The organism is Stieleria marina, assembly GCA_007741555.1.
Classification (GTDB): Bacteria; Planctomycetota; Planctomycetia; order Pirellulales; family Pirellulaceae; genus K23-9.
In genome coordinates, this window is the sequence record CP036526.1 from 7,909,477 (window position 1) to 7,934,437 (window position 24,961).

Consider the following 24,961-nt stretch of genomic DNA (forward strand, 5'->3'; position numbering starts at 1 on the left):
GGGGTTACTTGGAAAATGTCGATTCGACCTCTCCCTCCGTCACTTCCATGATACGCTGCCGCCTACCGGTTGATGCAACGCCGACTGCCCCAAAACGACTAATTCTCGCCCGATGAAGCCCTTTTTTGACCTTTTGCACACCGTATCGGCTGACGAAATCGACGCTCAGCAGCACGTCCACAACTTGCGGTATTTGCAGTGGACGCTTTGGGCAGCCGGCAAGCATTCGGCTGCCTGCGGATGGGACAGCCAAGCCGCTCTGGATCGCGGAATGGGCTGGGTCGTTCGCAAACACGACATCACCTACCGTGCGGCTGCCGTTGCCGACGACGAAATCGTGGTCAGGACTTGGGTGGCTGACGTCGCGTCATTCGCCGCGCGGCGAAAGTACGCCGTCTGCCGGCCGTCGGATCAAACCGTCCTGGCTCGTGTTGAAACCCGCTGGGTCTACGTCGACCTGACCCAGCACAAAGTCGTTCCGATTCCGCAGGAGTTAAAATCAAAGATGCTGGTCGCCGACCGAATTCCGCCGCTGCCTTGGGAGCAAGCCAATGACTGATGCTACGCACATGGAACCCCAAAGCACCTCTTTGAAATCCGACAAGCTCCTGCTGCTATATTTGCGTCTGGTCGGCTATTTCACGCTGCTGGCGTTCGCCGCCGCCGTAATGCCCGAACGTTGGATGATCGATATTGCCCAATGGCTAACGATCGATCCGTTTCCTGAGCATCCCTTGACGTTTTATCTTGCGCGGAACCTTTCGCTGCTTTATGGATTTGTCGGCATCGGATTGCTTGTCATTGCCAATGACATCGATCGGTATCGTCCAATGGTCCGAATGCTGGCGTATGGCACAATCGCGTTCGGCGTATTGCAAATCGTCTGCGACCTCATGTCAGCAATGCCTTGGTGGTGGAGCTGGGGCGAAGGGGCCGGGGCGATCATGGGCGGCTCACTGATCTACTGGTTGGACGCGCGCGCTCGGCGTGAAATCGATTCGACAACGAAATGTCTGACGACAAGCTCCGCTGGGCCCAAGACAAATCAAAACAAAAACGATTGAATGCGATCGATCACCGCCTGCGTTTGATCCACGCTCTGCAGCGGTGGAATCTGCTGCAAGAAATTGTCGGGCAATCCTTTTCGCTGCAAAAACATCTGGGTCGCTTTGAAGTCACCGTCGCGAAACGACTCTGCCTGCTGATACAAACGCACGCCTAGGATCGAATCGGCGATCTGAGTGACTACCAAACCCCAGATTTCTTGGTCCACCGAATCCAATCCCACTTTCGGCGGTCGCCCGTTCTGACATTCAAAAGCCGCGACCGCACTGCGTCGCCAAGACGTGGGCGTCAATGCTGGATCGTCGATTTCCATCACGATCAGATCAAACAGCTCGGCAAAGATCGCATCAATTGTTGCTTCCAACATTGCCGCTGGCGATGGCGGATCAGCATCGGTCAGGAGAGCGTCGGTGACTTGATCAAGCAGCCATAACCGTTGGGCGACTTCGCACGAATCGAACCACTCGATCCCATAAAATTGTTGGTCGGATTCTTGGCGTGATTCGGCTACCAATTGGTCGACCATCATGCCAATGATTCCGCGAATCAATTTCGCTTCGTCACCACACAGCTTGCGAACGCCATTAGTTGTCGGCCACATCGCCAGCCTCCGGATCCTTTTCGGGCCGCGCAACGATGACTCCCGCAGCCAAAAGACAGGTAGCGGGAATGATGGGCGCACGCATCCGAAAGTTGGTCCAGTAAATCGCATGGACGCCGCAAAGTGTGATCGCCAACGCCAAGATCGCCCACCACTTTGGCGCAAGCACACGGCGTCGCAAACGCCACAAAGTCATTGCGACTGCGACGTACAGTGCCGAGTAGTACAATCCGACGATCACAACCTTTGCCCAGCTTCGGCCGGGCGCCACATGCGGCATCGGACTCCACAATCGGCCCACTCGAACCAAGCAGGAGTACAGGAACATGGTCGGCTGGCGGTCGATCGTCGCGCGAGCCGCCAAGTAACAACGCCGGTCGTCGCCTTGCTCTGTGATCAACGGTTGCTGGGAATCGGCCGGAGCTTCGAAATCGGACCAATCGCGATTCCAAAATTCGGTCGTGGTTGGATCGCCATCGAAACGATGAACATAGGCTTCCAAAAACGGCTTTGCATCCCAGGCTTCGCCCCAGTTTCCGTTTCGCAGGTAGTCGTAAAACGATTCGTTGTTGGCCAACAGCAACGTGTAGCCGCCATGGCTGGTTGCCCAGATGGGATGTCCGACAGCGGAAGCGTTTCGCCAGGACCAGCCAGCTAAAGCAACGACCACTAGTAGCGCCGTCAAAACGCCGTGTTTGAAACGCTGGGTCAATTGCGTTTTGCTGCCAGCGAAAAAACTGGCCAGAGTCAACAACACGGCCCAAACAAGAAACGTGGGCCGGCACAGATACGCCAGCGCCAGGAGCAAGCTGAGCACTAGATAACCGCCAGCGTTTCGAGATGCGTTTTCGCTTCCAATGCGACCGACCCACCACGCGATCACACTGATCGATAGCAGCGTTGCTATCGTTTCGGTCATCAGCTGCGTGGACTGTTGAACCAAAATGGGATCGATTGCGACCAGCAATCCGGCAACAATGCTGGCTTTACCAATGCGATTTTTTTCGATCAGTCGGCTTGCCACCCAGGTCGTCGCAAGTGACGTTAGCGCGCCCATCACGACATGCAAAATGCCCACCGCGAACGTCGAAAGCTGACCCGTTTGACTTGGGGTCAACCATGACAGCAGATAAGGGTACAGTGGCGGACGAAATGCAGTGGGTTTCGGCGGCAAGTCGCCCAGCGTGATTCCAAAGACACCGGTCTGGGCCAAGGACTGGGACAGCGCACGGTAGGCGTCCGGATCTGACGAAAAAGCACTCGGTGCAACGATCAATACGGCAGCGCGCACGGCAATCGCAAACGCAAAGACACCCATCAACGCTTTTCGTTCATCAAGACGCGTCGCAATCAAAGTCGTCTCCTGAAAAAGCGAAACCATACACGTTAGCTGCGAAGCTGATTCTAACTCGCCAAATTTTTGAGCCATTCATGGGCCATCTCAAGCCCGAAACAACGACACATTCCGCCGTCCAAGCCCCGACCCCTCAAGCCCGATCGAGGCGTTGGACACGGGCGTTGGCCGATCGATTGGTCAACATTCGCGTCGTCGCAGTCTTATCGGCGATCGCACTTTTTGCAATTGCCTATCCCATCGCTTGCCGTCTGGAGATGAATCGCAGTGTGTCGGCCATGTTCGCTCCCGATGACCCAACGATGCGAGACTATCGGCAATTGCAAACGGCTTTTGGCGGCAATGCTGTCGCGATCATGGTCTACCGCGATACGGACTTGTTTTCGCCCGAAGGGTTTTCGCGAAGCCGCCAGATTTCCGAGCAAGTACTAGCGGTCGACGGTGTTGATGAAATTCTATCCCCGTCGATTCTGAGCGATTTGGTTGCCAAAATAAGACCCTCGGGGTTCTTGACGGGCTTTTCCAGCAAAGTGCCCCCGTTGATGCGGCGCCGCGATGTGGTCGCACGCGGCATCGACAAGTTGTTCGCCGGTTACACGCACAGCGAAGACCATCAGCAAGCCGCTGTGGTGGCGATGTTGGACCCACAGCACACCCCCGACACAATCGAAGCGATTAAGTCGATCGCAGCGTCCTTGCCTGATCAACATCTCGGAGCTGTCGATCAAGTCGCGTTGGTTGGCGAGCCTCTGCTGGTGCACGACGGGTTTGCTTTGATCGAGCGAGACGGGACAAAGCTGGCGACGTGGACGATCATTCTGCTGTCGATCGTGGTTCTGATCACGCTGGTCGACCTACGGTTTGTCTTGCTCAGCGCGGCGTCCATTGTTTGGTCGATTACGATTACACAAGCGATCATGGTTCTGTCGGGAATCCAACTCTCGCTCGTATCCACCATCCTGACCGCCATCGTCACTGTCATTGCTGTTGCATCGGTGTTGCACCTGGGAGTGCGCTTTCGCATCGCAAGAACGCGCGGCTACGAACACCGCGAAGCGACTGTGCGTTCGCTGGGCATGCTGGTGATGCCGATTTTTTGGACTTGCGCGACAGATGCCGCAGGATTCGCCGCCTTGCGATGGTCACGTATCTTGCCGGTTCAACAATTTGGCTGGTCCATTGCGATTGCGTCGACATGCGTCTTTCTGTCGATCCTGCTGATCGCACCCGCCATCATGATGTTGCCCAATTGGCGCACAGCATCCAAATTGCATCAGTGGCAATCGAAACTGGCCCGACAGATGCGACGCCTTTGTCTGCGAATTGCGATGTGGTTCGTCGCTCACCGCCAGCTCAGTGTCGCAGTGGCGGTGGTGATGATGATTGTGTCCGCGATGGGGGTTTGGCGGACGGAAACAGAAACCAGTTTCTTGAAGAACTTTCGCCCTGATAGTCCGATCGTGGTCGACTATGACCGAGTGGAAAAAACATTCGGTGGTGCAGGGGTCTGGGATATTATCGTCGACGCGCCGCCCGAAATCAGTAAACGTTATTTGGCTGATGTGCTGAAATTAGAAGACGACTTGCGCAAGATCCAGGTCGATGGCGTATCGCTGGCCAAAGTGATCAGCGTTGCCGATGCCAGCGAGATCGCCGGCAAGGCACCCGGTCTAAAATACTTGCCACCGCCCGTCAAACTCCGGGCAATGCGATTGATTATGCCGCTGTTCGTCAACGCTTTGTTGACGCCGCCCACGGCCGAACCCGAACTTCGCCATTTGCGAATCATGCTCCGCAGCCGCGAACATTCCTCGGCGCTGCAAAAGTCGGGTTTGATTGACGCGGTCAACCAAGTCGTCAAGAGCCACACGCTTTCTGCTCAGTGGCGTGGTCACTTCAAAGACGTCTCCCCGCCGCCTCGTGCCGGCCGCGTGACGGGCTATTACGTGATGATGTCTCGGTTGGTCAGTCAATTGATTCGCGATCAATGGCGTTGCTTTATTGCCTCCAGCATTTTGATTTGGCTGCTACTGTTAGCGGCAACCCGATCGCCTCGCCTGTCGACCGCGGCACTGCTTCCCAATTTGCTACCGGTGCTCTTTGTGCTGGCCGTCGTTGGGCTCTCAGGCGACAAGATCAACATGGGGGCAGCCATGATCGCCGCCGTCTCCGTGGGATTGTCAATCGATGGCTCGGTGCACTTTCTGGCAACGTATCGTCGGCATCGCGACGAAGGCCATTCGTGCAAAGTGGCCGCCACTCACGCGTCGGGCAACGTCGGCGTTCCCGTTTTGTTAGCAACGATTGCACTCGTGATCGGTTTCAGCGTCCTTGCCACCAGCGACTTCGTTCCCACAGCCACGTTCGGATTACTCGTCGCAATTACTCTGGCGGCAGGAACGGTGATCAACCTCACCATCCTGCCTGCGTTCGTATCGTGGATCGATCGTTAACCGTCGTCCCGCAGCGCCGATAATAGGACTACGAGAACAATTCAATTGGCTCGAACGTGCCACCCAAAACTTGTTCGGGATCGCATTCCAACCACTCTTTCAATACGGCGGCATACACCTGCCGAAAATCCGTGTGAAACTTCAGATCACCGTGATCCAAATCCGACAGCGATGGCATCCGGCCAACTAAACCACTTCGCAGCTTTTGACCTGCGAAAAACATTGGCCCCGCAGTTCCGTGGTCCGTACCCTTGCTTGCGTTCTCTGCTACTCGGCGACCGAACTCGCTGAAACACATCACTAAAGTTCGATCAGCTTCCCCGCGATCTTTTAGATCGTTCGTCAATGCCGTCACGCCTTGACTGACATCTCTCAGCAAGGCAGCGTGAGCTTCGGCCTGGTTAGCGTGCGTATCAAATCCATCGATGCGGACGTAATAGATTCGCGTCTGCATCCCCGCGGCGATTAACTTTGCCACCGTCTGCAACTGACGCCCCAGTTCTGTGTTGGGGTAATCTGCCGATGATCGCGCTAATTGTTTGGATGCCTGTTCGACTTGGTCGCTGGCGTTGATCGCCGTTGACGTACTGGATCGAACGAATGCCAACAAGTCGTTCTGCCCTGCATCAGTTTGCAATTCCGGCTCCGCAACCAGCTGTGTAAGTTCCCGCTGCTGCGACAGTTCGCGGATGGCGGCTTTCAAATCCATGCTCTGATTCTTGGCGAAACGAAACTGATCCAACGAACGGATGGATACGGATCGCACATCGCGTGACATCAACGCAAACGGTTGTTTATCACGCCCCAAATGGATCGCTGGCGGGTCCGACGCGTCTTCCATTCCCATGGCCTGCATGTAGCGTCCAATCCAACCGTCGTCGCGTGTGACGTCTTTGCGAAAACAGGAATGCCAGATATCCATCGACTCGAAATGCGACCGATTTGGATTGGGGTAGCCGACACCTTGGACGACTGCCAAATGCCCGGCTTCCAGTAAATCCGCAAATCCTCGGAGTGACGGATGCAGTCCCAATTCATCCGTCACTGCCAACGTGTCGGACCTATCGATTCGCAGCTGTTTGCGCGAATTCAAATACACATCGTGGGAATGGGGCACGACGCAGTTCAATCCATCGTTTCCACCAGCCATTTCGACCACGACCAAAATTCGCTGGTCACTGCGCGACGCTTCCGCGGCCCGGCACAGAATATCGGGCGCAATCGCGCCCAAGCTGACCATTGCCGAACCAGCCGCAGCACGTCCAAGAAATTCACGACGATCAAAAGGTTGTCTCATGCCAATTGGAACTCCGGTAGTGAGCACAGAATATGAATCGCATCCTTCATCCGGTCGTCGTCGCTGCCAACCAGTTTTGCCACCCTCGACTTGGCAGCCTGCGGAATCGGCACCGCAAACAACAATGGCTCGATCCAATCGATCAAAGAACTGACGTCCTTAATTTCTTGCTGACGGAGGTAATCCGCGAGTGACTTTTTTGCGAACCGCGTCTTGGAATGATCAAGGATCTGCCGGATCAAGTTCGATCGCCCCAGCAGTGTCGACGAATTGATCCACGTCCGGCCGCCATCCCAACCTTTCACGCTAGGTGGGAAATACAATCCCTGCCCCAATTCGTGCAGCGAATCGGCCAATTTGTACGCGTCAGCCGAACCATTCATTGATCGCAAAAAACCAATCGCAAATTCAGCGGGCGAGCGAATTTTTCGTGCTCGCGCATGGGACGAAAAGAACAGATTGCTGCTCAAGATTCGCTGGATGGTCGGTCCAACATTCATGTCATCCTTACGAAGTTTCTTTGCCAACGGATCCACCAATCGCTCTGAAACTGTCGGTTCGTCCATCACAAAAAACTTTACCAGCTTTGCGACGATGAACCGCGGGGCAGATGCCTGCTTCGCGACCAACGCTACACCTTGTTCGCCACCGAAGTTGCCCGTTTCACCGAGCAGCGTTTTTGTGCCGCCGTCATGCTGATATTGATTGAAACGAAACTTCTTTCGCTTGATCTCCCATCCCGTACAACACCTCGCCAATTCACGAACATCTTCCTCGCTGTAGTTGCCTTCGCCGAGACAAAACAGTTCCATGATCTCGCGGGCGAAATTTTCGTTGGGATGGCTTTTGCGATTCGATACGGAATCCAAATAGATCAGCATGGCCGGATCACGAGCGATTCCCAGTAGTAGAGTATTGAAATCACCGAGTGCGTGCTTCCGAAGCAAATCGTTTTGCGTCTGCATCAGCTCCGCCACTTCGACCTTCTGAGCGCTGGTGGCGAAATGACCGTGCCAAAACAAGGTGGTTTTCTCTAGCAACGGTCTTGGCGTTCGAAGCATACGATACACCCACTGAGCTGACAGTTGTTTTGCGTTTCCACTAGCCAGCGCTGCTCGGATCAAAGCCTGCATCTGCGTTTCAAACACTTCGCCTTCACGACTCGCCACCATCAAATCCCCCACCACTTCACCGGGCGACAACTGCACTGCCGAATACAACTCCGATCGGTTCGCTGCAAAACCCGCGCGACGAAACAAGTGAGCCGCACAACGAATATCCCACGGACTTTCGGCCGAAGGTTTGTACGGACTCCAAGCCCAGTCTGGATTGACGTCGCTGATGTTCATCGCTCTGGTCACGGCGATTCTCCAGGATTTGTCGAGCAATCGAGCCGGACAGAAAAATCAAGCTGCAACTCGCCGTCGGCTTGCCCCATTCGTATCGAAGCGTCATCTAAATAGCCAACGACTTCCAGTAGCAAACCGATTGACGCTTCTGCTTCTTCACGGCTATTTCCGTCCGTCAGCATGTTTTGGGCGATCAGCTGCTCGCGATTGTCAGTCAGTACACGTTGCAAAATGCTGGCCTGCAGCTTGGCCGCCGTGTTGTCCGCCATTTGATTCGGATTGGATGTTTTGGCGGTCGACAATTCTTTCGCCAATTCTTGGGTGCTGGCCAACACAAATCGATCGCCTGCGAACCCTACCGTCGGCGAAAAATTGAACACGATCGGAGCCGCGGTCGACTGGCGATCATCCTGCTCAGGCACATAAAACGACGAAACCAGTTCGACATCATCGCCGATTTTTTCCATGTCCAATTCCAATTGCCGCTGTCCGTTCATCGCCCCAACCACATTGAAAAAGCCGATCATGCTTTGGAAGGTTCGCCGCAGTTCCCGCGTCATCTTTGCGGAATCCTTCATCGTCATCACGACTCCAAACGCTGGCAGCTTGATCGTCGGAATCGGAGTCGTCCCCGAAAACGTCTGGCGGGACGATACGAAAGCCACTTCTGGATTGAAGCTCCCGAGAATGTCTTCGCCAAAATCCCGTCCGGCAAACAAGGTCGTCAATGTCGCATCGGCTTTGGCAAATTCATCGTTGATGCGTTCGTCAAAAAGATCCCCCGCTCGCAACCACATCTCCGCAAAATCACGATGGGTACTGAGCGTGAAAAGCTCCTCGGGCACTTCCGCTACTTTCAATCCTCGACCGTGGCCGTCCGCACCGAAGTAGTAGTGCCGCTTCTCATCGACGGAGTCCGGTTCGTGTGGCGCCGACAGCCGCAGAAACATTCTTTCGGTTCGCGCCGTGAAGCTCGCTGACACGAAAGGAGTGTCTTGCAAAGTTTCTTGGATCCCACCAAACAGCAGTTCAGCAATGGGTTGATTGATTTGATCCTCGAAAACGTTCTGCCCCACACCCGCCTCGCGAATCATCGCCACATCAACGAATCCCCATCCCGTTGCACCTGCGTTTCGCGTCTTCAATGAGGATTGGAATCGATCCGCGTTTTGAAGCAACGGTAACTCATCGCCCAACATTCGATCCAAAATGGCTTTTCCCAAGTCGGAATGATTTGTCAGCAACAATTGATCGGCCACCACGGCCATGCGAACGTCCTCAATGCGATGCGCGTCGACACCTCGGTAAGACACCTTTTGCACTTTCTTGCCGGACTTGGCCATCGATCCAAGCGTTAGCAGTTTGTCGCGAAACAGCTTCATCGATTCCGCGTTGTCGCCTTGGACAATCACCGCCACACCGCGCGTCGGACCGTCCACAGCGATCGACACTCCTTTTGCAGCAAACGTTTCGATCGCTTCACGCCACGGCATACCAAATAGATTTTCGATCATGTCGCGGCCGAGCACAAACTTCTGGTAATCGTTCGATCCGGTGGCCTGTTGGTAGGACGGCAGCGATTCGATCTTCTGCCGGAGCGGATGGTCAAAAATCGTCGCCAACAGTCCCTTCACGTCGGTCAGTTCCGCAAATGCCACCGTCGATTCCGGCAAGACCCTCGCTGATCGAATGACGGTGCGTGGAGCTTCGGCCCGCGCGCAGACCGCAGTTGCCGTTAGCAGGACAACGCAGACGCATTGGCGATTTATCATGTTGAGTCCAGATGACGAGGGAGGAATGCAGGCCGATTCAATTCGCAACACGGATGCCAATCTTGGCAAGGAAACTGCCACTTTAGTGCATGCCTTGGTCGAGCGCCCCATTCCGCCCAGCTATCATGTTGCCGAATCGGCTGATTCATCTTTCCCGCCCCCCCGTTGCCTGCGGCCCATTTCCTGCGGCCCGTTGCTTGCCGCCATCCTCAGTCTCCTGTCCGCTCAACAGCCCGCCCATCCCGAAGCCGCCATGTCACGCCCTCTGATCGTTTTCGCCGTCTACGCTCTGATCATCACCGCCTCAGCGACTGGATTGGCTGATGGTCCCAAAGACAACTCAGCTGCGAATGTTCGCCCTATTCCCCCCGTTGGGATCGAAGTTGCCCAGGACAAGCTGAATGCCTTGTCAAAGCGTTGCAAGTCGATTCGCAAATCCTGGGAAGAGCTGCTTCGCGGAACTTGGAACGAAGCTGTTCGCGAATCGGTTCAAGGCAGCAAGAAATCGACGGACAAGAAGCGCGCTGCGGAACAGTTGGCAACTCTGACCCGACTGCGCTCACTCGAGCCAGAAATCTTGGTCTTTCCCCGCGCGGTTGAAATGGCCATCGAATTTGGACAATTTCACAAACCCGCCGAAGTCGACAACGCTGGCAAGCTGTTGGACCTGGCTCAGCGACGAATCAACGCTGCCGGTCGCGACGGTAACTGGGCCGAAATCGTTGGTCTTTCCGATGGCACGCAGCAACAGCTAATCGTCGGCGGGTATCGCAGCAAAATCGATGGCTCGTTCCAACCCTATAGCGTTGTCATCCCAGCGGGCTACACGACGGGTGATCTGCGCAAACGTCGCATGGACCTGTGGTTTCATGGTCGTGGCGAGACGCTCAGCGAAGCCAACTTTCTTAACAAACAACAATACGCCGCTGGTGAATACACACCCGCCGACACGTTCGTGGTTCATCCGTATGGTCGCTATAGCAACGCATTCAAATTCGCCGGCGAAATTGATGTGCTTGAGCTGACCGATCACATCAAGTCGCGTCTGCCAGTGGATCCGTCGCGCATTGCAGTGCGAGGTTTTTCGATGGGCGGGGCAGGGTGTTGGCAAATGGCCGTTCACTACGCCGATCATTATTTTGCCGCCAATCCCGGAGCAGGCTTCAGCGAAACGCCCGAATTTCTGAGCTTCTTTCAAGGCGAGAACGCCGCTGAGACAGCACCAGGTTATCAGAAACAACTTTGGCAACTTTACGATTGCCCGCCCTGGGCCACCAACTTGAACCAGTGTCCCACTGTCGTTTACAGCGGCGAAATCGACCGTCAAAAACAAGCCGCTGACGTAATGGAAGTCGCCCTGAACGAGGTCGGTATCAAGATGACTCACATCATCGGTCCCGATACCGCCCACAAAATCCACTCCGACTCCAAACGCGAGATCGCATCGCGTCTATCCGCAATCGAACGCAGCTTATCGCCGGAAGTTCCAAGATCCATCCAATTCTCCACCGTGACACTTCGCTATCACCGGATGCACTGGGTGGACGTACAAGGTCTGGCCGAGCACTGGAAACCCGCTGGAGTTGATGCCGCGATCGATCAAGACGAAATCAAAATTGAAACGACTAACATTACGCGTCTGGATCTGAATTTCGACGCCGGACAATGGCCCGAAAACACAAACGGCCCGATTCACATCGCGATCGACGGCGATGAAATCGTCGGTGACAATGTCGGGTCCGATCGATCCTGGTCCATTCGTTTGGCACGATCCGACGACGGCTGGCAAGTCGCCGACGAGGAATCTGGACTTCGCAAACGACCCGAATTGCAAGGTCCAATCGACGATGCCTTCATGGACTCGTTCGTATTTGTGCTGCCAAGCGGAAAGAGCAGTGACCAAATCGTCCAGCAGTGGATCGAAGCCGAATCGCAGCACGCGATGACTCACTGGCGAAAACACTTTCGCGGTGACGTGCGAAAAGTGATCGACACTGAACTGACCGATGAACTGGTCGCGTCGGCCAACCTGATTCTTTTTGGCACGCCCGAGTCCAACACGGTGATCAAGAAAATCGTCGGCGAACTCCCAATTCAGTGGACATCCGAAACGCTGGCGATCGGAAAACACAGCACAACCGCAGCTTCGCACGTCCCGATTCTGGTTTACCCCAATCCCCAAAACCCAGATCGCTACGTCGTGCTCAACAGCGGATTCACGTTCCGGGAATACGACTATCTAAACAATGCTCGTCAAACTCCCAAGCTGCCCGATTGGGCGATCGTCGACGTCACCGAAGGTGCCAACTATCGCGATCCCGGCAAAGTCATTGCAGCTGAATTTTTCGACGAAATGTGGCAACCGAAGTAAACCTGCTGCGACGCACACTCACAAAGAACGTCGGTGTTCTCGCAGTGCGCAGGCAGCGCTACTGTTTTCGGTAATCAATGGTCAAAAACGACACCATGCTGAGCGTGGCGACGACGGTGATCGACAGCAGGCCGATCAAGAATACTGACCAGCCGTAGTCTTCCGCGATGCTGCCGCCAAAAAAGTTAAACGCCCAGGCACCGCTGTAGCCGCAGACATCGATCAGCGCGACCAAAAAACCCGCGTGCTTGCCACCGAATTTCACCGCAAAAATACTCATCGGTATGTAGTACGCCGGCGAGATTGCGAATCCAAACACGAAGATCAACCCGATCGCCAGCGGCATGCGGGCCGTCGGACTGACCGGCAGGTTTCCCAAATTCCAAAGTGCAACAACGCAAACACAGCTGCCCGCCAGCAGACCGCCCAACACATAGATCAAATTCTTCTTGGTCACTCGGTCATACAGAAAACTAGTCGCAATGAGTGCCAGGAACATCCCGGTCGGAAAGGCACTACCTGCCATTGACGCTCGGTTGGCAGGAATTTCCAGTACTTCCGAAAGGTAGATCGGGATGAAATTGATGAAGTCCATCAGGATCGTCAGAAAACAAATGCTCAGGCAGATCAACCAGAATCGGCCGCTTGCAATGAACCGGTAACAAACTTGCCCGATCGACAAATCATCAAATGGGTGACCGACCGATTCGCTCGTTTCTAGCGGCGTTTCGTCGGGCTGTAGCGGCAGCAAGCCAACACTTTCGGGGCGATCGCGAAGCAGAAAGAAAGCGCCGATCACGGCGAACGCAGTCATCACGGCCGACACCACGAACACCATTCGCCACGGCATGACGCCCAACAGGAAACCTAACAACACGCCCGCCGTAATCGTACCGACGCGTGAACTAGTCGAAATGATGCTCCAGACTTGGCCGTAGCGCGCCTGCGGATACCAATCGGCGACCAGTTTTGTCATCGCCGGCCAACCGCCAGCTTTGAAAAACTGGCCAAAGAAATTGAACACGCCCATCATCACCAGCGACGAACTGAGTGCAAAACCGATGTTGGCGACCGCGGTCAACGAAAGCGCGATCATGAACATGCGACGCCCGCCCAGCAAATCCGCGGCAATGCCTGTCACCAATTTGCCCGCAATCGCGCCGGCACTATGCCAGCTCATCAAACGGCCAAACGATGCTTTGTCCATCGCGATCGTCGGGTCTTCCATCATCGCTGGGCTGGCCGCGCCCAAGGTGTTGCGACAAAGCATAAAAGCCGCATAGCCGATGTACATCGTCAGCAGAATGGTGATCTGCCACTTGGCTCGCGGATCACTCAGCCAGCGTTTGTCTTCAAGTGCACTACTCACCAGCGATTCCCAACATGCGTCGCATGTCCGATTCCAATTGCAACATCACGGGATCTTGCTGGCCGCGAACACGCTTGGCGGTCACTTCGATCGGATCACCGACTGACACTTCCACGGACATCGGTCGATAGATACGGGAGTGGTCGGTCAGGTCTTCTTCAAATTTTTCCACCGTTTCAAGCATCCGTTCGTTCGTCGGATCGTCGCTGACGTAGTCAGGCGGATAGTGCCCCAGTTGTTGGGCCATGTACATGCCGGCAAGTTGATCCCAGCGACGGTCCTTTTCGTCATCGCCTAAATCACCGTCGATCATGTCAGGCAGGACAGCGCTGCGGAGCTGCTTGACGCGAGCAACAGGAGTTTTGTCGCTTTGCGATTCACCGTCGCCGATCCATTCGTTTTCCATCGGTACCAAAATCTTGTCAATCAAGTTCTGCAGTCTTTCGGCAACCGCGCCCGTTTGGGGCTGCCCGAAGTACTCAATTTCTTTCAGCCACAAGAGCGCTTTGCCGATCCTGTGAATGCGTTCTTTCAGCGTTTCACCTTTCTGAGGACGCCAAGAAAGTCGCTCCTCGATGTCGTCCAGAGCGGCGTGCAGTTCTTTTTCCGCATCACCGTGAAACCGATACCGAATCGCGACCGGGTGAACCACGACTTTGGCATCCGAATTGTCTTTGGTTCGTTTCTTGGCCGCGGATCGGGCAATAAACGAAAGCCCTTCCATCATCGCCAACAATCGATCGTTTGTTCGTGTGATCACGCCTTCGGGAAAAATCACCAACGGCCGATTGGCCTGGGTCAGAATTTCGATCGCTGCGTTGAGTGCCTGCCGATCAGTGCCTTCGCGATAAACACTGAACGCACCGACGCGCCGAAGCACAAACCCGTGTAGCCAGCTGGTTTTGAAAACGTGCCAGCTAGCCATCATTTGTGGCTGCAGCCCCACTTGGTGGCACAATTCATTGACCACCAAGGGATCTGCTGGACGACAGTGATTCGGTGCCAAAACCACACTATGCCCAGCCGCCACGCTATCACGGATCTTTTCCAAGCCATGCCATTTGTACTGCTGGATGCCAAAGTCTTTTCGCAGCCGACGACGCAGGAAAAGCTGCAAAAAACGCGGCCAAAGGGTCCCGTGGTGCGGCGGAACGAATTGATACGGTTCGTCCAAAACGACAGCATGCATGATAGATCGATTGCCTATTTTGCGGGAGAATCTGAGCGGGCGATAGCGTAGCGACTTTTCATCCTCTGGTGTCCGCACGCTTTGTTGGCTCGCTACACTACGAGCCTCTTGGGCCGACCATTCTTCGTCAAAAATCGTTTCTTATGCGTCACCTGTTTGTGATCTTTGTGCTCGCGCTGCTTGTGGCGAGTGGGGTAGCCGGTTTTTTGGCACCATGGCTGTTGTGGTCTTGGGTACTGCTGGGCCCCATCGTGCTACTGGGTCTGCACGACTTTTTCCAAACGCGCCATTCGATCCTGCGAAATTTTCCGGTGCTGGGGCACTTTCGCTATCTGTTCGAACTGATCCGTCCCGAGATCTATCAGTACTTTGTCGAATCAGATACCGAAGGCGTCCCGTTTGATCGGGACGAGCGATCGTTGGTCTATCAACGTGCCAAAAAAGAACGGGACACGGTTCCATTCGGCACCAAAGAAGACTTGTACGAACCAGGCTACGAATGGATCAATCATTCGATGGCGCCCGCTCATCATGCCCCCGAAGACATGCGAGTTCTGATCGGCGGCCCAGACTGCACTCAACCATACTCGGCTAGTCTGCTGAATATCAGCGCAATGAGCTACGGATCGCTCAGTGCCAACGCCGTCGTCGCACTCAGCAACGGTGCCAAGATCGGTGGCTTTGCGCATAACACGGGCGAAGGCGGTGTCAGCCCGTATCACATCGAAGGTGGCGGTGATCTGATCTGGCAAGTCGGTACGGGGTACTTTGGGTGCCGCGCCGCTGATGGTGGTTTCGACGCCGAACGGTTCAAGGAAACGGTCTCGCACGAGAACGTCAAAATGGTCGAACTGAAACTTTCCCAAGGGGCGAAACCCGGCCACGGTGGCATTCTGCCTGGCGCCAAAGTGACCCCAGAGATTGCCAAGATCCGTGGGGTGCCGGTCGGGCAAGACGTTAATTCACCGCCCGGTCATAAAGCGTTCTCAACTCCGACGGGTCTGCTGGAGTTCATTGCCCAACTGCGAGAACTCAGCGGCGGCAAACCAGTCGGTTTCAAGCTGTGTGTCGGCAAGCGACGTGAATTTTTGGCGGTCTGCAAAGCGATGGTCCAGACCGGCATCACGCCTGATTTTATCGTCGTCGATGGGGGCGAAGGAGGCACAGGAGCTGCCCCGTTGGAATTTTCCAATCACATCGGATCACCTCTGGTTGAAGGTTTGATCTTTGTTCACAACGCACTGATCGGGTACGGCATCCGTCGACACATTCGGGTCATCGCCAGCGGTAAAGTCACCACCGGCTTTTCCGCTCTGAAACGACTGGCCCTCGGGGCCGACGCGTGCTATTCAGCCCGTGGCATGATGCTGGCACTCGGTTGCATTCAAGCATTGAAGTGCAACAGCAATGAATGTCCGGTCGGTGTCGCGACGCAGAAACCGCATTTGATGGCCGGGCTGGTTCCGTCAGCCAAGAACACGCGCGTCGCAAGCTTCCATGCCGAAACGATCGAAAGTCTGTGCGACATGCTTGGCGCAATGGGGCTGGATAGTCCAGCTGATCTGAGACCTTGGCATGTGATGCACCGAATATCGCCTACCGAAACAAAGCACTATGGCGAGCTGTATGAATTTCTGGAGGACGGAGCACTGCTACGCGATCCGCTGCCGGCCAGTTACCAGCGAGCATGCACCGCTGCGTCCGCCGAGACATTTGCGCATGTGATCGCGCCGTAGTGCACCGCGTTTCATGCGTGACTGGTTTTTGTATTGCGACCAGCCGCCGGCGCAATAAAAAACCCCGGATGCGATTTGCGATCCGGGGCTGGTGAAGTTGACCGTTGTTAAGTCGATTGAACTTTTGACGCGAGGTCTATCAAAATCGAAACGTCACTCGTGAACTACCACCACCGATCGAAAACTGTCGGCCTCGTGAGTACGAATGTCCAAATCCGCTCGACTGTGGACGGGCATTGTACCCTGACCATCGGCTTGGACTGTGCCCGTACCAACTTGGCTGAGTGATCACCGGGCGTCGCACGACGACGGGTTGCCTCGCATGCCGATGGGAGGCAACAAGTGACCGAATATCATCTTGCAAGTGATGCAGGTCGGATTCGATCGAACAGAGCAAACCTCGAACGTGTGACGTGTCGCCATGAATGTGACCATGGCCATAAGCAGCGTTGTGCTCAACCCGATTGAAAACCGATTCCAAGTGATGGAATTTGCGATCCAGTTCCACGAGATCCGAATTTAAATGCGTCAGGCTGCCGTGATCATGCGCCAAGTCGTGAACATGATCGGCCAGTCGCGCCATGTGACGGGCATCAGAAACCAGATGGCTGTACTCAGGTGTATGACGATAGTGACGAACTTCACTGATAAGACGCTTCGAGTTTCGCTCGATCTGCAGAGCCAATTCATCGATGTGATGGTAGGTATCGGCCGATGCATTCGATGCAAATGCCGTCAGGACTAGCAGGCCCAGAGTCGTGATCGTTTTGGTGAATAGTTGGGTCATGGTTTGGTCCTTCCTTTAAGTTTCGTTGATAGGCTCAATCGCCTGTGTCAAAGGAAACAAATCGCATCGCCCGTGCCAAAGTCGGGGACACGTGCAACGAAAGAACATGTTTCACGGGACTTTTCACACCAAAGACCGATTTCAAAGACGAATGTCTCTGCCGTTTAAGTAGCTTTTTACGTAATCATTTCGATCACATGGACGCGACGGTCGTGATCAGAATGAACACACATCGTGCGAGCTACCCCATAACGGCTGGAGCCAACCGTGAAATGCGCAAGCTACGAAAAACGAACGTCACGGGTGGCCCGTTCGCGGCCGGTTGGCTGCGATAGCGACTGGTAGAGCTCAGGCCGTCGCGACTGGATCCACCGTCTTCCTGTACTACTCTCGAGCATGCTGGGATCCAGATCGGCAACAACGGTCGCATCATCGGCTTTCCATGTTTCTGCGAGCACCGCCCCGTACGCGTCCAGGATCATCGAATTGCCTGTTCGGACTTCGTCGTCGTCCACGCCCACACCGTTGCTGAAGATCAAAAACAATCCGTTGTCGTGCGCGCGTGCGGGCAACCAACGCATCAACCACTCACGCCCCTTTGGCCCACGAAACGCTTCTTCGATCGCTTGCGGATTTTCAACGCGCGATTCCCAAAGCGCCGGATCAATCACGCCCATGCATCGCGGGCTCGGTGAATTACATCCGCCCGTTTGATGCGGCGCTAGCAGGATGTCTGCACCCGCCAGCGCTGTGGATCGAACGTTTTCGCCGATGTTGTTGTCGTAACAAATCAGGACGCCAACACGCGCACCTTGGGGGATGTCAAACACCGTGAACTGATCGCCAGAGGACATGTGCTGGCTAATGAAGCAGTGCAGTTTTCGGTGTACCGCAATTTCACCATCCGACATCGCGACGACGTAACTGTTGTAAAGCTGCCCATCGTCGGCCAGTTCAATCAGGCCGACACCAATTGTGATTTGATGTTTCTGCGCCAAGTCCAATAACTTGCGCACCGACGGACTGTCGTCGATCGGTTCGGCAAGCAAGACGATTTCTTCACGCGAAAGATTGCGTACGTGCCAGTAGCCCGTGAGGCACATTTCTGGAAACGCCGCCAAAGTCACTCCCTCCGCTGCAGCCTCGACCGTCAGATCAGCGACACGCTGCAGGTTATACGCTTTGTCGCCGGGCCGATGATTGAACTGAATCGCTGCTGCTTTGATAGGTTTCATGGCTTTATCGAAGTGCCTCAGAATTCACTTAGGTCGTACTTGAAGTCTAAAAGAGTAACGGTCGCGTAGTGAAACGCCAAATAGGCAATCAGTGTGAGAGCAAACTCGGCAAGGAGCGACCAACGTTGTTGACGATCGCTAATAAGCCGAGCAATCCAGAAGACTGGCGCGGCAGCAATGAAGCCGCATAGGAACATCCACTGGGTGACTAAGCTGAGCTGCCGACAGAGGAAAAAGTAAGCAAAACAAACCAAAAGGAAGCCGAGGCCAATCAGCCTTTCGTGCCAAGTCGACGTTTGGGCGACGCTGCGACGAATCCTGGAATGATAAACCGCGACTTGAAGTGCAACGAAGATAATGATCGGCCACGTGAACACAAAGTCCTGAGTTTGGTGACTGGCAATCGTTCCGGTAAACGCGCCCAAACCACCTGAGACAATCCAGAAACACCATCGAATGGTCGGCCGGTTCTTTACAAAGACGCTAACCAAACCAGCGATGATTGCTGCGACCAACAGGATGCCTAGGCCGGCAAGCAACCAATGGTTCAGCCAGACACGAGTCGGAGGATCCATCGCGTATTCGGGTTCGACTCCCAATAATGTGGAGAGATCTCGTACCGTCCGTCGCGGAATGTCTTCGACGGTCAGGACTTCCGTTTGAGCGATCTGCTTGAGTAGCTCAGGCTCGCCGATGTAAAGACAAACGACGCGAGAATGGTTTCGCAGGAATATTCGCCCGCGATCCAGCGTTGGCGTCGTCCAACAAATTTCGCCGCTCAATGCAGGAGTCCTCGCCAATTCGACGTACGCTTGCGAATCGGCTTCGGCCAAAATCAGATCGCCCAGATCGTTGAACAAAATCAATTTTCCGTCCGCGGTGATCACACTTGCGTGCCCAACAATCTGCTCGTTTGCGTTGACCTTGAAATCCGTACCCCGGCGTTTCCGGCTGTCGCCGTTGGACCAGCTTGTTTCGCCAGTGAGAAAATCAATGCAGCGAAAACTTCCTCGCGATGGACGGTGGGCTTTCGTTTGAGCCTCTGTCAGATCAAATCCGTACAGATGATCGCCGATCAAAACCGACGAAGACACATCATTGGACAGAATCGGTTTCTGCCAAACCAATTCTGCCTTGGGTGTTTCTCCACCGGTCAATTCCTGCAACTGCGATCCCGCCTGAAACGGAGCCGACGTCCAGAGGAATGGCTCGCGGTAGATTGGCCATGAGGAATGTTCGTCGTAGCCACGCGAGAGCTTCTGTTGCCAAAGCTGTTGTCCCAATTCCAATTCAAAGGCTACCAGATCGTGTTCCATGTAGCCGATCACAAGTGGTTGTCCGGCAACCGTGATGGGCAAGGCCGATGCGTAACTAGCCGATGAGTCGCCGGATTTCCAAAGCACCGTGCCATCATCGGCATCGAGCGCCACCATGCTGGCCGACTGGCCTCCCACCGGCATGATCACTTTGCCGTCGATGACTGTCGGCGAACAGGCGTACCCAAAATCCGTGCCTTTGCCATCGAACTTGGTCTTCAGATCCTGTTGCCACAACAATGTTCCGCCGTGTGTCAGGCAACCGACAGCACCAGCGGGAGTTGCAAAGTAGACCTTTCCGTTGGCCAAGGTCGGTGTGCTTCTTGGACCTGGATAAAGACCGGCAGTTTCAAACGGCCAGTCGTAACGGTAGGTCCAAATCGTTTGACCCGTCGCGGCGTTCATGCAGACAACGTACTGCCCGGCCAACGTTTGGTACTGAGTGTACGCGCGGTTGTTTTGCACAACGACCGATGAATAGCCTTGCCCTAGTTCTTTGACCCACAAAACCGGCGGACCACTGCTAGGCCAATCGCTTGCCAAATGGATTTCGGCTGAGTGACCACTGAAATGGTTGCCACGTACGTGCGTCCAACCGTTGTCGTCGGCATCGGCTGGTAAGAAAGGGTTGTCGTGTCCGTAAGCAATCGTGGCTACCGCGGCCGACGACAATGCAAGGCAAATCGCAATCACCGAAAGAGCGGTTCGAACGATCATCGACACTCCCAGCGCGGCGGAGACAAAAAAAGCGAGATAGATGTCTCCAACATAGCGTGATGACGCGCACGTGATCCGCTTGCGCTAGGATCGGCCGCGTGGGCCTAGGCGGCCAAACATTCGGTCGAGTTCATCGCGGCTAAAAAAGAGTGCCGTGGGTCGGCCGTGGGGGCAGTGATGCGTATCGTTGTAGAGATCGCGTTGTTCCAAAAGTGCGACCACTTCTTCGGGCGATAGCGGGTCACCGGCTTTGACGGCGGCCTTGCAGGCAATCGTTGAAAGCAAATGATTCAGCAAATCCAGCGGATCCGGCTTTTTACCGGCTCCCATGACCGACTCGAGCATCGTTCGCAGCATGTCAGCTGGTTTGACGTTTTTCAGCATTGCAGGATAAGACTGAATGACGATTGTCTCGCCGCCAAAGTCTTCGACTTCCATGCCGATGCGGGCAAGTGTTTCGGCGTTGTCCAGCGCGGCGGTACGTTCGGCCGGCGTCAACGACACGGGTTCAGGGACCAGCAAACGCTGTGATTCCAGTTTGCCCTCTTCGCTGTCGTTCTCGCCAAGTACTTTGTCTTTGACGCGTTCATACAACACCCGTTCGTGAAGCGCGTGTTGGTCGATCACGACCATGCCCGATTCATCTTGCGTGACCAAGTACCGATTGTGAACTTGGAAACCAAGGTAGCAAACCGTAGGCGTGATTGCTGCTTGCGGTTGCGCGCCATCCCAAGGTGCAACTTCGGTGGGCCCGCCCATTGGACCCGCTGGGTTGGCGACTTCGGTTGAATCATCCAATGTGCCATTCGCCGGCGCACCTCCGCCGGGAAAGGGTTGAAATGAGGGCGTACCGATCGACGGCAGCGCCGATATCGCGGAAGAGCCAAAGGATGATGCACCGCCGACCGATGGAGTCGTTGAAGATGGATTGACGACGCCTGTGCGAGCCCACTCGATCACATTTTGACGATGCTCTTGTTCCACTCGAACCGGCATGCCCAATTCGCTTTGTGGCTGGCCACGAAGCTCACGTTCATCGGTTATCGGCGCTGGCGGACCGACCCGCTGAGTCATGTCGGTCGACAAAAATTGATGACGCAGCGATTGCAGCAATCTTGCATAGACGCGGCCGCCATCCGTGAAACGAACCTCCAATTTGGTTGGATGAACATTCACATCGATCATCTCGGCGGGCATGTCCAGTCGCAAAAAGCAAACCGGCTGTCGACCGACCATCAACAAACCGCGATAGGCTTCGACCAAGGCGTGTTGCAGCGAACGATCGCGAATGTGGCGACCGTTCAGAAATAGATATTGCATCCGTGCATTGCCACGGCTGACCGACGGATCACAGACGTAGCCGCTGATGCGGATCTGTGCATCATCGCTCTTGATCGGAATCAACGATTCGGCAATCTCACCGCCAAAAAACGCGCTGATGCGATCCGACCAACGCTCGGTCACTGGCAGGTCATGAACCAGTTTGTCGCCGTTGTTCAGAACGAAATGCACCTGTGGATTGGCAAGTGCCAATCGCGTGAACGCTTCGACGATGTGACCTTTTTCGGTTTGCGCTGTTTTCAAAAACCGATGCCGAACCGGCGTATTAAAAAACAGATTGCGAATCTCCATGACCGTGCCAACCGGGCAACCACAGGGCGCAGGCGGTTCGATCACACCACCGCGAACATTGATCTCGCTACCACAATCATCGGTCTCGGTGCGGCTACGAATCGTCAAGTGCGACACGCTGCCGATCGATGCGAGCGCTTCGCCGCGAAACCCCAGCGTGCTGACGTGGAACAACGATTCATCGTCAGGCAATTTGCTAGTCGCATGCGATGCCAACGCCAGCGGAAGTTGTTCCGCTGTCATCCCGCATCCGTTGTCGGCGATGCGGATCAACTCCGTGCCACCGCCCTGGATGGAAACTTCGATCCGAGTCGATCCGGCATCAATGCTGTTTTCCAGCAGTTCTTTAACCACCGAAGCAGGGCGTTCGATGACTTCACCCGCCGCAATTTGATTGATCAGATTGGGCGGAAGCTGACGGATGGTCGGGAGTGTTTTTGCGGTCGCTGTCATAAGAGCGAATTTACCGCTCTGAGTGAATGAAACAACCGCAAAAGTCACGACGACCATTCAAAACGCGGACTCCGATGTGAAGTGCGAAAACACAGCGCCGTTCGGTGCTGTGTTTCGCTGCCGTGTTTGACGAGGTCAAACACGGCTCAATCCGCTTTTTCAGTTCGCACAGTATTCCAAACTACGGACGGACAACCATTAGCATCCGTTCGTTCGCTCGGCGAACAATCACGCGAATGTTCTGTTGCCGCTGCGTACCGGCATCCAGAATCTTCTCGAAATCGGCCACTGATTTCAGCGGTGCTCCGGCGGCCGATTCTATGATGTCGCCTGGTTTCAAACCTGCGTTTTCCGCATCCGTGCCGTCCTTGACGTTTGTTACGATCAAACCACTTTTCAAATCACTGTAGCCGTACTCGCGCGCGGTCTCTTCATTTGCCGGAATCAACTCTGCCCCCATCACTTCACCGGCTTTGAACGCCGCCATCACCGAATCGGTTCGTTCTTGCAAGTTCACTTTCACTTGCATCGGTTTGCCATCGCGGTTGATGTCCATCACCACCACAGCGCCTGGCAAACGACCAGCGATGTAGTTGCGCAGTTGCGAACCGCTGGTGACAATTCGGCTATCCATCCGCGTCACGATGTCACCTGGTTTCAAACCCGCGTTGGCGGCCGGTTTGCCTTCCAAAACATTGCCAATCAATGCGCCTGCTGTCACTGGCAAGTTGAATTCTTTGACAATGCTGGGCGTCAGGTCTCGTACCCCTGCTCCCAAGAACCCTCGCCGCACGGTTCCGGTTTCGATGATGGAACTGAGCACCGGACGGGCCAATCCGACGGGAATGGCAAAACCGATTCCAGCACTGGCTCCACTTCGCGAAAGGATCGCCGTGTTGATGCCGACTAGTTCACCGCGCAAGTTCACCAAGGCGCCGCCGGAGTTGCCGGGGTTGATCGCGGCATCGGTTTGCAAAAAATCTTCAAAGCCTTCGCCGTCTTCACCGATGATGTCTTGATCGCGGTTTTTGCCGCTGATGATACCGGCCGTCACCGTTTGGTCTAAACCGAACGGACTACCGATCGCCAGAACCCAATCACCAACGCGAATCTTGTCGGAGTCACCAAACTTCACCGCTTTCAAATTTGGCAGATCGACTTTGACAACCGCCAAGTCCGTGTCCGGGTCGGTCCCAACAATCTTGCCCGGAGCGCTGCTGCCATCACTGAATTCGACTTCCAATGCGTCGGCGCCTTGGATGACATGGTTGTTTGTCAGGATGTATCCGTCCTGGCGAACAATGACGCCGCTGCCACTGCCGACGGAGCGTTCTTGGCGCTCCTCGGGGCCCTGTTGTTGGTTAAAAAAGTCCTCGAATCCGGGCGGAGTTCGGAATCCGCGAGGCAGACCCCGACCGGCTCGCCGAATGATGCGCGTCTGTTTAGTACTGATGCTGACGACGCTGGGCCGGAGCATGTCGGCGACATTGCGAAAGGCCGATGAAAGATCCTGAGCGGTGTCTAGATTCGCGGCTTGATGGGTTGTCAAATTCCCACCGCGGTCCTGAGCGATCGCGTCACTTTGTAGTCGGGTCGGCTGACTAATCATCGCCCCGGTAATCAATGAACCAACTAACGCAGCAGTGAACACAACGCTCACATTTTTCCAAATATCGGGCACAACAGGACTCCTGTGTGAGGAACATCAATTGAAAGTAGCAGCACCATATTAATGGCGATTCACGACACAAACCCGTCGAGAGGGTGATCGTCACGGCATCCATCGCGGGCATTCTTGACCGGTACCGCCGTCAGCCACACCTCACGGGGCGAACCACTGCAGCGGACCACCGGGCGACCACTGCGCGGGCCTCCGGACGGGGCAATTGCTCGCACGTTAACTGGCTGCAACATCAACGACCGGGTTGCCGGAAGGGCAACTTCAGGCGGCTGATACAGCAGGGCACGTCGTTGACCCACCTCATTTCACCCACTTCATTGACCCACGTCGCTGGCCGAAATTGTTCGTCCGCGACAAAACGGGGCCGCTGATACCGGTTCAACCAAGGGTGTTTTCGAGGCAACGTCCGCCGGAAATGCCAAGTTGGCACCGCAAATGGCAAGAAGCCAATTCATAGCAATCAGCGTGCCATCGTCAAACCGGCTGATAGATATCATCGACCGGGCAAAATAGGCAAATTGAGTGTCGACTATTCGCGTACCCGCCGCTGAAACAATCTGATAGCTTATTTACGAGGGTACGAG

General features: G+C 55.0%; 17 protein-coding genes. 5 read left to right on the forward strand and 12 right to left on the reverse strand.

Annotated elements, in window-relative coordinates:
- Positions 1-112: 112 nt before the first annotated feature.
- Together K239x_RS27990 and K239x_RS27995 are read left to right on the forward strand one after the other, a co-directional pair.
- Positions 113-559, forward strand: a complete 447-nt coding sequence (locus tag K239x_RS27990) for an acyl-CoA thioesterase (RefSeq protein WP_145421873.1) — start codon at positions 113-115, stop codon at positions 557-559.
- The gene (locus tag K239x_RS27995) at positions 552-1,064 is read left to right on the forward strand and encodes a hypothetical protein (protein WP_419189477.1); all 513 of its coding nucleotides are present in this window, start codon (positions 552-554) and stop codon (positions 1,062-1,064) included. The genes K239x_RS27990 and K239x_RS27995 overlap by 8 nt, the downstream gene beginning before the upstream one ends.
- On the opposite strand, the gene K239x_RS28000 is transcribed toward K239x_RS27995, so the two are convergent.
- Together K239x_RS28000 and K239x_RS28005 are read right to left on the reverse strand one after the other, a co-directional pair.
- Entirely contained in the window at positions 1,046-1,666 is a 621-nt protein-coding gene (locus K239x_RS28000) for a hypothetical protein (RefSeq protein WP_145421876.1), read from the reverse strand. The two genes, K239x_RS27995 and K239x_RS28000, sit on opposite strands and share 19 nt — an antisense overlap.
- Positions 1,650-3,095, reverse strand: a complete 1,446-nt coding sequence (locus K239x_RS28005) for a glycosyltransferase family 39 protein (RefSeq protein WP_145421879.1) — start codon at positions 3,093-3,095, stop codon at positions 1,650-1,652. The genes K239x_RS28000 and K239x_RS28005 overlap by 17 nt, the downstream gene beginning before the upstream one ends.
- Before the next feature lie 2 nt (positions 3,096-3,097).
- Between K239x_RS28005 and K239x_RS28010 the strand changes: the two genes are divergently transcribed.
- Positions 3,098-5,473: an efflux RND transporter permease subunit gene (locus tag K239x_RS28010; protein WP_145421882.1), complete on the forward strand. Its 2,376-nt coding sequence runs from the start codon at positions 3,098-3,100 to the stop codon at positions 5,471-5,473.
- 28 nt (positions 5,474-5,501) lie between these two features.
- Here the strand turns inward: K239x_RS28010 and K239x_RS28015 are convergent, their stop codons facing one another.
- From K239x_RS28015 to K239x_RS28025, 3 genes are read right to left on the reverse strand one after another with little or no spacing between them, the layout of a single operon-like run.
- Positions 5,502-6,770 (reverse strand): DUF1501 domain-containing protein, encoded by a 1,269-nt coding sequence (locus K239x_RS28015; protein WP_145421885.1) that lies wholly within the window; start codon positions 6,768-6,770, stop codon positions 5,502-5,504.
- The gene (locus tag K239x_RS28020; protein WP_145421888.1) at positions 6,767-8,131 is read right to left on the reverse strand and encodes a DUF1800 domain-containing protein; all 1,365 of its coding nucleotides are present in this window, start codon (positions 8,129-8,131) and stop codon (positions 6,767-6,769) included. Before K239x_RS28020 ends, K239x_RS28015 begins: the two co-directional genes overlap by 4 nt.
- Positions 8,128-9,891, reverse strand: coding sequence for a hypothetical protein (locus K239x_RS28025; RefSeq protein ID WP_145421891.1), 1,764 nt, complete (start codon positions 9,889-9,891; stop codon positions 8,128-8,130). Before K239x_RS28025 ends, K239x_RS28020 begins: the two co-directional genes overlap by 4 nt.
- Here K239x_RS28025 and K239x_RS28030 point away from each other — a divergent pair.
- A complete protein-coding gene (locus K239x_RS28030; protein WP_419189478.1) occupies positions 9,890-12,262 on the forward strand; it encodes a prolyl oligopeptidase family serine peptidase in 2,373 nt (790 codons plus the stop codon). The two genes, K239x_RS28025 and K239x_RS28030, sit on opposite strands and share 2 nt — an antisense overlap.
- Before the next feature lie 58 nt (positions 12,263-12,320).
- On the opposite strand, the gene K239x_RS28035 is transcribed toward K239x_RS28030, so the two are convergent.
- Both K239x_RS28035 and K239x_RS28040 read right to left on the reverse strand, forming a co-directional pair.
- Complete coding sequence (locus tag K239x_RS28035) at positions 12,321-13,631, reverse strand: MFS transporter (RefSeq protein ID WP_145421894.1); 1,311 nt, start codon at positions 13,629-13,631, stop codon at positions 12,321-12,323.
- Entirely contained in the window at positions 13,624-14,820 is a 1,197-nt protein-coding gene (locus K239x_RS28040) for a 1-acyl-sn-glycerol-3-phosphate acyltransferase (RefSeq protein ID WP_145421897.1), read from the reverse strand. The genes K239x_RS28035 and K239x_RS28040 overlap by 8 nt, the downstream gene beginning before the upstream one ends.
- A gap of 143 nt (positions 14,821-14,963) precedes the next feature.
- On the opposite strand from K239x_RS28040, the gene K239x_RS28045 reads away from it, so the two are divergent.
- Complete coding sequence (locus K239x_RS28045) at positions 14,964-16,556, forward strand: FMN-binding glutamate synthase family protein (RefSeq protein WP_145421900.1); 1,593 nt, start codon at positions 14,964-14,966, stop codon at positions 16,554-16,556.
- A gap of 139 nt (positions 16,557-16,695) precedes the next feature.
- On the opposite strand, the gene K239x_RS28050 is transcribed toward K239x_RS28045, so the two are convergent.
- From K239x_RS28050 to K239x_RS28070, 5 genes are all read right to left on the reverse strand, one after another.
- The gene (locus K239x_RS28050) at positions 16,696-17,343 is read right to left on the reverse strand and encodes a hypothetical protein (RefSeq protein WP_145421903.1); all 648 of its coding nucleotides are present in this window, start codon (positions 17,341-17,343) and stop codon (positions 16,696-16,698) included.
- A 281-nt stretch (positions 17,344-17,624) separates the two neighbouring features.
- The gene (locus K239x_RS28055; RefSeq protein WP_145421906.1) at positions 17,625-18,578 is read right to left on the reverse strand and encodes a nitrilase family protein; all 954 of its coding nucleotides are present in this window, start codon (positions 18,576-18,578) and stop codon (positions 17,625-17,627) included.
- Between the two features lie 17 nt (positions 18,579-18,595).
- Positions 18,596-20,611, reverse strand: a complete 2,016-nt coding sequence (locus K239x_RS28060) for an outer membrane protein assembly factor BamB family protein (protein WP_145421908.1) — start codon at positions 20,609-20,611, stop codon at positions 18,596-18,598.
- Positions 20,612-20,695: 84 nt separating this feature from the next.
- Entirely contained in the window at positions 20,696-22,696 is a 2,001-nt protein-coding gene (gene mutL, locus K239x_RS28065) for a DNA mismatch repair endonuclease MutL (RefSeq protein ID WP_145421911.1), read from the reverse strand.
- A 181-nt stretch (positions 22,697-22,877) separates the two neighbouring features.
- On the reverse strand, positions 22,878-24,377 hold the full coding sequence (locus tag K239x_RS28070) for a Do family serine endopeptidase (protein WP_145421914.1): 1,500 nt from the start codon (positions 24,375-24,377) through the stop codon (positions 22,878-22,880).
- Positions 24,378-24,961: the final 584 nt, after the last annotated feature.